The sequence below is a fragment of the Kitasatospora sp. NPDC048540 genome, assembly GCF_040651175.1.
Classification (GTDB): Bacteria; Actinomycetota; Actinomycetes; order Streptomycetales; family Streptomycetaceae; genus Kitasatospora.
Genome location: NZ_JBEZIR010000008.1, coordinates 105,767 through 116,344, shown reverse-complemented (window position 1 = coordinate 116,344; position 10,578 = coordinate 105,767). Strand labels below are relative to the sequence as shown.

8 protein-coding genes are annotated in these 10,578 nt (G+C 74.6%); 1 reads left to right on the top strand and 7 read right to left on the bottom strand.

Going from position 1 to position 10,578, the window contains the following annotated elements:
* Window positions 1–457 precede the first annotated feature (457 nt).
* Window positions 458–2,716 carry a glycosyl hydrolase family 18 protein gene (locus AB0D08_RS06140; protein ID WP_359886396.1) on the top strand — a complete coding sequence of 753 codons (2,259 nt, stop codon included), beginning with the start codon at window positions 458–460 and terminating at the stop codon, window positions 2,714–2,716.
* 46 nt (window positions 2,717–2,762) lie between these two features.
* Here the strand turns inward: AB0D08_RS06140 and AB0D08_RS06135 are convergent, their stop codons facing one another.
* The 7 genes from AB0D08_RS06135 to AB0D08_RS06105 all read right to left on the bottom strand — a co-directional run bounded on the left by AB0D08_RS06135 (window position 2,763) and on the right by AB0D08_RS06105 (window position 10,331).
* Window positions 2,763–3,461, bottom strand: a complete 699-nt coding sequence (locus AB0D08_RS06135; protein WP_051812427.1) for a spermidine synthase — start codon at window positions 3,459–3,461, stop codon at window positions 2,763–2,765.
* A gap of 135 nt (window positions 3,462–3,596) precedes the next feature.
* Entirely contained in the window at window positions 3,597–4,646 is a 1,050-nt protein-coding gene (locus AB0D08_RS06130; protein WP_359886407.1) for a putative sulfate exporter family transporter, read from the bottom strand.
* A gap of 13 nt (window positions 4,647–4,659) precedes the next feature.
* Window positions 4,660–5,226 carry a cysteine dioxygenase family protein gene (locus AB0D08_RS06125; protein WP_359886393.1) on the bottom strand — a complete coding sequence of 189 codons (567 nt, stop codon included), beginning with the start codon at window positions 5,224–5,226 and terminating at the stop codon, window positions 4,660–4,662.
* A 132-nt stretch (window positions 5,227–5,358) separates the two neighbouring features.
* The gene (locus tag AB0D08_RS06120) at window positions 5,359–6,267 is read right to left on the bottom strand and encodes a LysR family transcriptional regulator (RefSeq protein WP_033820506.1); all 909 of its coding nucleotides are present in this window, start codon (window positions 6,265–6,267) and stop codon (window positions 5,359–5,361) included.
* A 108-nt stretch (window positions 6,268–6,375) separates the two neighbouring features.
* Window positions 6,376–6,624: a lipopolysaccharide assembly protein LapA domain-containing protein gene (locus AB0D08_RS06115; RefSeq protein ID WP_051812428.1), complete on the bottom strand. Its 249-nt coding sequence runs from the start codon at window positions 6,622–6,624 to the stop codon at window positions 6,376–6,378.
* Window positions 6,625–6,768: 144 nt separating this feature from the next.
* Entirely contained in the window at window positions 6,769–8,541 is a 1,773-nt protein-coding gene (locus tag AB0D08_RS06110; protein ID WP_033820507.1) for an ABC transporter ATP-binding protein, read from the bottom strand.
* Window positions 8,538–10,331, bottom strand: coding sequence for an ABC transporter ATP-binding protein (locus tag AB0D08_RS06105; protein WP_359886390.1), 1,794 nt, complete (start codon window positions 10,329–10,331; stop codon window positions 8,538–8,540). Before AB0D08_RS06105 ends, AB0D08_RS06110 begins: the two co-directional genes overlap by 4 nt.
* Window positions 10,332–10,578: the final 247 nt, after the last annotated feature.

Below are 10,578 nucleotides of genomic sequence, written 5' to 3'. Positions count from 1 at the left end.
CCGCAGCGTGCTCAACAAGCTCCGCCGGGTCGGCGAGCTGCTGGAGCGGATCCACCGCGAGCACGTCGCCTCCGGCCTGTCCACCTCCGACCCGGCCCGGCCGCCGTCCGCGGCACCGCTGGGTCGTCCTGGTGGCTCAGCCGAAGGGGCTGTACGCCGGCGGCTCGGGGGCCGGGCAGTACCAACTGCCCGGCCGCCGTTCGGCGTTCCGGCGCGACGCGTCGGCCGGAGCCCGCACCGGACGCTCTGGTCCAGACCTATTGCCACTGCTGCCCCGGCTCTTTACCCTCCTATGACAGAGGACCTCCGCGGCACCCCGACGGCCCGGCACCTCGGCCCGCGGCCGTCCCCGACGGCCCGGGCGCGCATCACCCTTGCACCTGGCACCTCCCCCCACAGGTAGGGGAGCCCGCCCGTCCGGCCACGGCCCGGGCGCGCTCCCGGACAGGAGCCCTTCATGCGCAGACGTCGGTCCCGGCTGCCCCTGCTCGCCGCGGGAAGCCTCATCGCCCCGCTCATCGCCCTCGCGCTGCCCGCCACCTCGGCGCACGCGGCCTCCGCCACCGCCACCTTCGCCAAGGACCAGGACTGGGGCTCCGGTTACGGCGGCAGCTACACCATCAACAACGGCACCTCGACCGCCATCAACGGCTGGACCCTGGAGTTCGACCTGCCGAGCGGCAACAGCGTCGCCTCGCTGTGGAACGCCACCTACACGGTCGCCAGCTCGCACGTCACGGTGAAGAACCCGGGCTGGCAGCCGGTCATCGCGCCCGGGGCCTCGTACAACTTCGGCTTCAACATCGCCTACTCGGGCGCCTACCAGCCGCTCGCCAACTGCAAGCTGAACGGCCAGCCGTGCGCCGGCGCGCCCTCGGACACCACCGCGCCGAGCGTGCCGGGCGGTCTGCAGGGCGCACTGTCCGGCGGCAGCGGCGCGGCGCTCTCCTGGACGGCCAGCACCGACAACGTGGGGGTGGCCGGGTACGACGTCTTCGACGGCGCCGCCAAGGCCGCCACCGTCACCGGCACCTCGGCCACCGTCACCGGTCTCTCGGCGGGTGCGCACGCCTTCACCGTGGTCGCCTTCGACGCGGCCGGGAACCGTTCGGCCGCCGCCGGCCCGGTCACCGTCACCGTGCCCACCCCGCCGGTCGACAACCAGCCGCCCACCGCGCCCGGTACCCCGTCCGTGACCGGGACCAGCTCCGGCTCGGTCTCCCTGAGCTGGGCCGCCGCCACCGACAACGTCGGCGTCACCGCGTACGACGTCTACAGCGGCGGCGCCGTGGCGAAGACCGTCACCGGCACCACCGCCACCGTGGACGGCCTGGCGCCGGACACCCCGTACACCTTCACCGTCAAGGCCCGGGACGCCGCGGGCAACACCTCCCCGGCCTCCGCGCCGGTGAGCGCGCGGACCCGGCCCGACACCGGCATCCCCGGCGGCGGACTGAAGATCGGCTACTTCACGCAGTGGAGCATCTACGCCCGCGGCTACAGCGTGAAGCAGCTGGACACCTCCGGGACGGCGGCGAAGCTCACCACGCTGAACTACGCCTTCGCCAACATCCACCCGACCACCAAGCAGTGCTTCATCACCAACAAGGCCGCCGGCAACGACTCCGACCCCAACGCGGGCGACGGCGCCGGTGACGCCTGGGCCGACTTCGGCCGCGGCTGGGACGCGGGCACCTCGGTGGCCGGCACCACCGACACCTGGGACCAGAAGCTGGCGGGCAACTTCAACCAGCTCAAGCAGCTCAAGGTGAAGTACCCGAACCTGAAGATGCAGATCTCGATCGGCGGCTGGTCCTACAGCAAGTGGTTCTCGGACGCCGCCGCCACCGATGCCTCGCGCAAGGCGCTGGTCAGCTCCTGCATCGACATGTACATCAAGGGCAACCTGCCGGTGATCGACGGCCGCGGCGGCGCGGGCTCGGCGGCCGGCATCTTCGACGGCATCGACCTGGACTGGGAGTGGCCCAACTCCGACGGCCACCTCGGCAACATCTACAAGCCCGCCGACAAGGCCAACTACACCCTGCTGGCCCAGGAGTTCCGCCGCCAGCTGGACGCGCTGGGCGCCACCACCGGCAAGCACTACACGCTGAGCGCCTTCCTGCCGGCCGACCCGCTGAAGGTCTCCGCGGGCATCGACATCCCGGGCCTGTTCGGCGCGTTCGACTTCGCCACCATCCAGGGCTACGACTACCACGGCGGCTGGGAGACCGTCACCAACCAGCAGTCCGCGATCAAGCTCGCGGCGGGCGACCCGAGCCCGGCGAACCAGAGGTTCAGCTCGGAGATCGCCATCAACGCCTACGTCGGCGGCGGGGCCCCGAAGAGCAAGCTGACCCTCGGCATCCCGTTCTACGGCCGCGGCTGGACGGGCGTGCCGCGCGGCACCACCAACGGCCTGTTCCAGACCGCCACCGGCCCCGGCCCGGGCACCTACGAGCCCGGGTACGAGGACTACCACAAGCTCAAGGACATGGCCACGAGCGGCGGTTACACCATCTACCGGGACCCGGTGGCCGGCTTCTCGTACATCTACAACGGCAGCGTGCTCTACACCTACGACGACCCGACCGAGATCGCCCGCAAGACCGCCTGGATCAAGTCCCAGGGGCTGGCCGGCGCGATGGTCTGGTCCTTCGACGGTGACACCGCCAACGGGGAGCTGATGACCGCGGTCAGCAACGGCCTGAAGTAGCCGCCTCGACAGCGGCCCGGGGCCACAGCGGCCCGAGCGGCCCGCGTCACGCGCGGCGTGCCAGATGGACGACGTCCGGCACGCCGCGCACCACGTCGATCTCCAGCGTCCGGACCCCGGTGAACCCGGCCTCCGCCAGCGCCCGTTCGAAGGACGCGGACGGCCGGGCGCTCCACACCGCCAGCACCCCGCCCTCGGTGAGCCTGCCGTACGCGGCGGCCAGTCCGGCCGGGCCGTAGAGACCGGAGTTGGCCTCGGTGACCGTCCAGTCGGGACCGTTGTCGATGTCCAGGCAGAGCGCGTCGAAGCGCTCCCCGGGCCCGGCCAGGTACGCCAGCAGGTCGGTGGCCAGCACCTCCACCCGCGGATCGGCCAGCGCCCCGGCCGAGAACGCGCCGAGCGGGCCGCCGCGGTGCCAGTCGATGACGGCACTCTCCCGCTCGACCACGGCGATCCGCCGCCAGCACGGTTCGGCGGCCGCGTACGCCAGCGAGAAACCCACCCCGAGGCCCCCGATCAGCACCGACGGGCGGGCCCCCCGCGCCGCACCGCCCAGCTCGTCCAGGGCCGCCTGCACCAGCAGCCGCTCCGAGCGGCCGTCGGCGGTGTCCATCAGGAAGCAGCCGTTGGCGATGATCTCGTAGTGCTCACCGCGCTGCCGCAGCACCACCTCCCCGTACGGCCCGTCCCGCCGGTCGAGCGTCGCGGGGGTCTGCTGGCCGTCCCGGCTGGGCAGTTCGGACATGGTAGGGATTCCTTCGGGCTGGGGCGGCTTCCTCACCGACGGGCATCGGTCGTGGCCGATCAGCCGACTCTAACCGAGCGGGTGCGGCGGGCTCAGCGGTTTTCACCCCGCCGGCCGGCCCGGCCGCAGACGCCGTCAGGTGGTGAGCAGCACCCCCGCGTACGACACCCCGGCGACCACCACCCAGGAGGCCAGCCCGAGCGCGGCCACCCGGCCGCCGGTGCGGGCCAGGGTGGGCAGGTGGACGGCGCTGCCGAGGCCGAACAGGGCTGCGGCGAGCAGGAGTTCCTGCGCCTGCTGGGCGCCGTCCAGCAGGCCGTCGGGCAGCGTCAGGACGCTGCGCACCACGACCACCAGCAGGAAGCCCGCCACGAACAGCGGGACCACCGGCGGCCGGCGCGCGGCCGTCGTCCCCGCCCCCTGCCCTGCGGTGCGCCGCCGCTCGCGCAGGGCGAGTCCGACACCGGCCACCAGCGGGGCCAGCAGCGCCACCCGCATCAGCTTCACGAGGACCGCCTCGCGCAGCGCCAGCGGCCCGCCGGTCTGCGCGGTGGCGACCACCTGGCCGACGTCGTGCACGCTGGCGCCGACCCAGCGGCCGAAGCCGGTCGGGTCCAGGCCGAGCGGCTGGTGCAGCAGCGGGAGGACGGCGATGGCCAGGGTGCCGCAGAGCGTGACCAGGGTGACCGAGGTGGCGGCGTCCTCCTCGTTGCTGCCGGCCGCCTCGCCGACCGCGCCGATCGCCGAGGCCCCGCAGATCGAGTACCCGGCCGCGACCAGCAGCGGCTGGTCACCGGGCAGGCCGAGGCGGCGGCCCAGCCACAGCGTGCCGGTGAAGGTGGCCGCGACCACCGCGAGCACCATCACGACGGTGGCCCAGCCGAGGCCGAGCACGTCGTGCAGGCTGAGCTTGCAGCCGAGCAGCACGATGCCGATCCGCATCAGCCGCCGCCCGGCGAGCGAGAGCCCGGGCCGGGCGGCGCCGCGGACCAGCCCGCGCAGGCCCGGCAGGTGGGCGGCGGCGACACCGAGGGCGACGGCGGCGGTGAGCCGGGGAACGGCGGGCACCGCGGCGTGCACGCCCCAGGCGGTGGCCACGCCGAGGGCGGCCAGGGCGAGGCCGGGGCCGTTGCGGCGGAAGGCCGGGGGCGCGGTGACGGGGCGGGCCGTGGCGCGCAGGGTCAGTGCCACGGTGCGGTCAGACCTCGTCGGCGGGGAGGCGGTAGACCCGGCGGATGCTGCTGCCCAGACGGGCCAGGTCGGCGCCGTAGACGTGCAGGGAGATGGCGGTGGAGCTGCCGGAGTTGCGGACCAGGTGGATGTCGCCGGGCGGGGCGAAGCCGCAGACCTCGCCCTGCCGGTTGACCACGTCCTCGGTCGGCACCAGCCGGGCGGTGCGGCCGTCGGAGATCAGCCGGTAGCGGCGCTCGCTCTCCTCGCCGAGGTGGACACCGGTGGTGCACCAGGAGAGGTGGTCGTGGATCGGGGTCCGCTGGCCGGGCAGCCAGACCAGGGCGACCACGGAGAAGCTGCCGTCGGTCTCGGCGTGCAGCAGGTGCTGGCGGTAGCGGTCGGGGTCGCCCTCGCAGTGCTCGGGGCCGAGCAGGTCCGGCGCCCCGAGGTGCGGGGCGATGCGTTCACCGACCAGGTAGGCCGTCAGCTCGGGGGGCAGCCCGCGCCCGACGGTCTCCCGGATCTCCTCGACGAGGCCGCTCATGCGCCGGGTACAGGCGGCGGTGACTGCCCTGGGTGCGGTGGTTGTCATGCTGGCAGGGTCGGACCGGACGACCCATCACGTCCAAGGAGGGATTCTTGGCGAACTCCCCCTTCCCGCTTATGGATGGGCCGTCCTACAGCTGTCCCGCGGGTGGGCCGTCCCGGCGGCGTCCTGCGCCGCTCAGCAGCCGGACCGGGCGGCGGCCGCCCGCCGGAGCTCCTCGACCACCACCGCGGTGGCGGGCACCCGCAGGTGCTCGCGCAGCACGTACGCGCAGACCCGGCGGAACTGGTGCGGCTCGACCAGGCGACCGGTGACCTTCTGGTGGCACATGAAGGCCAGCACCAGCGAGGGCATCAGCGCGATGCCGACCCCGGCGGCGACCAGGCTCTGCACGGCGAGGTTGTCGTCGGTGGTGAACACCACGTCCGGAGCGTAGCCCTGGTCGGCGCAGATCTGCAGCAGATTGGCCCGGCAGCGCGGGCAGCCGGCGATCCAGCGGTCCTCGGTGAGGTCGGCCAGGCGCACCGCGTGCCGCCGCGCGAGCGGGTGGCCGACCGGGAGCAGGACGGTGAGCCGGTCCTCCAGCAGGGGGATCTCGGCGAGTTCGTCCGGGACCGGGACGCTCCCCGCACCGGCGTAGCTGAAGGAGAGGGCGACGTCGCACTCGCCGCGCAGCAGCCGCTGCACCGACTCCGGGGGTTCGGCCTCGGTCAGCTCGACCCGTACGCCCGGGTGCTCGGCCAGCAGCCGGGCCATGGTCTCGGGGATCAGGGTGGCGTTGGCACTGGGGAAGCCGCAGATCCTGACCCGCCCGGCCCGCAGCCTGGCGAGCGCGCCGAGTTGCTGCTGGGCCGCGGCGAGCGAACCGAGGATGGTCCCGGCGTGCCGGGCCAGCGCCTCGCCGGCCTCGGTCAGCCGCAGGCCGCGCCCGGCCCGGGTGAACAGCGGGACGCCCGCGGTGCGCTCCAGCGCCTTCATCTGCTGGGTGACGGCGGGCTGGGTGTAGCCGAGCTCGCGGGCCGCTGCGGAGTACGAGCCGCTGGTGACCACCTGGTGAAAGGTCTTGATGTGCCGTGAGTCGAACACCCCTCAATGATAAGCAGAATTTGGGGTACCGAGGTCAAGTCCCCTCAGCCGCTTTGACATCACCCGTCACGGACCGGCCGCGTCACCGGCGGCGGTCACCCGCGGCCGTCACCGGTCGCGCCGGCCCTTGGCCAGCCAGCCCAGCGCCGCGCCGGCCAGCAGCGTGGCCGCCAGCGCGATCCACAGCGGGGCCGTCACCGTGAACACCCAGAACTGGATCTTCACCCGCTCCAGGTTGGCGAACAGGAACCAGACCGCCAGGATGACGATCACCACGATGGCGATCACCCTGGTCGGGACGCCCGCGATCTCACCGCGCTTGTTGGCCCCCGAGGAGCCGTCGGAAATCTTGGTCACCCCCGCAGTCTGCGCCGCACCCACCCGGACCGGGGCTGCGCCGCCCGGGGTTGGCCCGGGCGGCGCAACGCGGTACACCCGTACGGGCCACCGCGCCCGCCCGGGCCCTCACTCCTGCTGCTGCTCCTGTTCCTCCCCGAGCCGTCAGCGCTCGTCCCGCCAGGACCGCCACAGCGCCGCGTACGGCCCCTCGGCCGCCACCAGCTCGGGGTGACTGCCGTACTCGCTGATCCGGCCCTGCTCGACCACCGCGATCACATCCGCGTCGTGCGCGGTGTGCAGCCGGTGCGCGATGGCGATCACCGTCCGGCCGTCCAGCACCCTGGCCAGCGAGCGCTCCAGGTGCCGGGCCGCCCGCGGGTCCAACAGCGAGGTGGCCTCGTCCAGCACCAGGGTGTGCGGGTCGGCCAGCACCAGGCGGGCCAGTGCCAGTTGCTGCGCCTGGGCCGGGGTCAGCGCGGTACCGCCCGAGCCGACCTCGGTGTCCAGCCCGGCGGGCAGTGCGTCGGCCCACTCGACCGCGTCCACCGCGGCCAGCGCGGCGCGCAGCTCGGTGTCGTCCGCCTCCGGGCGGGCCAGGCGCAGGTTGTCCCGCAGGGTGCCCACGAACACGTGGTGCTCCTGGTTGACCAGCGCCACCTGGGTGCGGACCCGCTCGGCCGGCATCCTGGACAGCTGCGCCCCGCCGAGCGTGACGGTCCCCCGGCCGGGGGCGTAGATCCCGGCCAGCAGCCGGCCCAGCGTCGACTTGCCCGCCCCGGACGGACCGACCAGCGCGACCCGGCTGCCGGGCGCCACGTCCAGGCTGATGCCGTGCAGCACGTCGGCGCCCTCCCGGTAGCCGAACCCGACCTCCCGCGCGGTCACCCGCAGCCCGTCCGGGTGCGCGCCCTCGTCGGTGTCCGGGTCCGGCACCTCGCGCACCCCGACCAGCCGGGCCAGCGAGGCCTGGCCGACCTGCAGTTCGTCGTACCAGCGCAGGATCATGTCCACCGGGTGGGTGAGCGCCTGCGCGTACAGCACGCCCGCGGTGAGCTGGCCGACGCCGATCCAGCCGTTCAGCGCGTACAGCCCGCCGAGCACCAGGGTGCCCAGCATCGCCAGCGCGTACGTCGCCTCCACGGTCGGGAACCAGGTGACCCGCAGCCAGAGCGTGTACCGCTCCCAGGCCAGCCACTCCCGGATCTTCCGGTCGGTCAGCGTGACCCGCTCCTCGCCGAGGCGCAGCGCCTCGACCGTCCGCCCGGCGTCCACCGTCTCGGCCAGCACGGTGTTGACGGCCGCGTACCCGGCCGACTCCGAGCGGTACGACTGCGGGGCGCGGCGGAAGTACCAGCGGGAGGAGGCCAGCAGCAGCGGCAGGCCGATCAGCGCGCTGACCGCCAGCAGCGGTGAGGTGAGCACCAGCGCCCCGGCGACCAGCACCAGCGAGACCACCGCGACGGCCAGCTCCGGCACCGCCTCGCGGACCGACTTGGCGAGCCGGTCGACGTCGGTGGTGCCGCGGGAGACCAGGTCGCCGGTGCCGGCCCGCTCCAGGACACCCGGCGGCAGCGCCACCGAGCGGACCAGGAAGTCCTCCCGCAGGTCGGCCAGCACCTCCTCGCCGAGCACCCCGCCGCGCAGCCGAGACAGCCCGGTGAACGCGGACTGCACCACCAGCGCCGCCAGGTACCAGCCGACCGCGGCCAGTACCTCGCCCTCGGCGGTGCCCGTGCTGAGCGACTCCACCAGCGACCCCAGCACCCACGGCCCGACCAGCCCCGCCAGGGTGGCCACGGTGTGCAGCAGCACCACCCCGGCCAGTCCCGAGCGGTGCCGGCGGGCCATCAGCCGCACGTACGCGCGGACCGCGGCCGGCGAGCCGACCGGCAGCATGGTGGCCGGTCCGCTCTCCTCGACGACGGGCGGCTTCATACCGGCTCCTTCACGGGTCGGTCCCCGGTCACCGGGGTCTCGTCCTCGCGGGTGACCACCGCGCGGTAGTGCGGGTCGGCGGCGAGCAGCTCGCGGTGCCGGCCGGTGGCGGCGACCCGGCCGTCGCGCACCAGGACCACGGTCTCGGCCCGGTCCAGCAGCAGCGGGCTGGTCGCGAGGACCACCGTGGTGTGTCCGGCGCGCAGGCCGGCGAGCGCCGCGGCGATCCGCGACTCGGTGTGCGCGTCGACCGCGCTGGTCGGCTCGTCGAGCACCAGCACCGGCGGGTCGGCCACCAGCGAGCGGGCCAGCGCCAGCCGTTGGCGCTGGCCGCCGGACAGGGAGCGGCCGCGCTCGGTGATCCGGGCCGCCATGGCGTCCCCCGCGCACTCGGGCGAGCCGTCCACCAGGGCGTCCAGCACGTCCCCGGCCTGGGCCGCGGCCAGTGCCTCGGCGGCGGTCACCCGGCCGGAGCGGGGGACGTCGAGCAGTTCGGCGAGGGTGCCGGAGAGCAGCACCGGCTCCTTGTCGTGCACCAGGACGGCGGCTCTGGCGTCGGCCAGCGGGACCTCGTCCAGGACCGTCCCGCCGAGGCGGACCCCCGGCCCCGCCGGCTCGCCGTCGGCCGGTGGCAGGTGGCCGCCGAGCCGGGCGGCCAGTTCACCGGCGAGGTCCGGGTCGCCGCAGACCACGGCGGTCAGCCGGCCGGCCCGGGCGGTCAGCCCGGTGGCCGGGTCGTACAGGTCGCCGTGGCCGGGTCGGGTGAGCGCGGCGGCCGCACCGGTGCCGTCGGTGCCCCTGGTCAGGGCGAGCACCCGGGTGGCCCGCCCGGCGGAGACCCGGGCGACGCTGTAGGCGTGCGCGGCCTCGCCGAGGATCCGCAGCGGGGCGGCCAGGAAGGCGGTGGCGCCGTACACGGCGACCAGCTGGCCGATCCCGATCCGGCCGGTCACGGCGAGGTGAGCGCCGTACCAGGTGACCCCGACCACGAACAGGCCGGGCAGCAGGACCTGCTGGGCCTGCATCAGGGCCCAGATCCGGCTGGCCCGCACCGCCGCGGCCCGCACCCGCTGGGAGGCGGCCCGGTAGCGCTGCAGGAACAGCTCCTCGCCGCCGATGCCGCGCAGCACCCGCAGCCCGGCGACGGTGTCGGCGGCCAGCTCGGTGGCCTTGCCGCCGAGCGCCCGCTGCTCGTCGTAGCGGCGCTCGAACGGGCCGAGCAGCGGCCAGACGGCCACCGCGAGGACCGGGACGCCGAGCAGCACGGCCGCGCCCAGCAGCGGCTGCTGCACCAGCACGACCAGGCTGACCCCGAGCCAGACCAGGACCGCGGCGCGGACCCGGGCGACCAGCTCCACGTACCAGCCGATCTTCTCGACGTCGCCGCTGCTGACGGCGACGATCTCGCCGGTGGCGATCGAGCGGGACAGCCCGGCGCCCAGGTGCGAGGCCTGGCGGGCCACCAGCTGGCGCAGCTGGGAGGCGGCGGTGATCCAGTTCCACACCGCCTGGCGGTGCAGCAGTACGCAGCCGGTGGTCTGCAGGACGGACAGCACGAGGGCGAGGGCTCCGGCCCGCCACAGTCCGGCCCGGTCGTGCTCGACGACGGCCTGGATGCCCAGTCCCAGGGCGGTGGGCAGGGCGGCCATGCCGCCCAGCTCCAGCACGCCCCACCAGGTGGCGAGCAGTTGGCCGCGGCGCTGGCTGCGGCGCAGCCAGCGCAGGAAGGCGGTCGGGGTGGAGATGTCGGGGGTGCCCGGATCCGGCATGGGCAGGGGTTCGAGCGGCATGACGCTCCGATTGCGCTGTGCTGACAGGGGCTACGCGGCGAGCTGCCGGGGCTACGCGGCAGGGTGCCGGGGTCGCGCTCCGGCGGGCGGGCGCGGCGACGCGCCCCGGTTCGCGGATGCGCCGGGGCGGAGCTCTGGGGCTGGGGGGCTGGGGTCTCGTCAGGACGTCATGGGCACCGAGCGTGCCGGTCCGGTGTGACGTACGCAACAGGTTTTCCGGTCGGGGTGGTGCGGTTGCGGGCGCCGT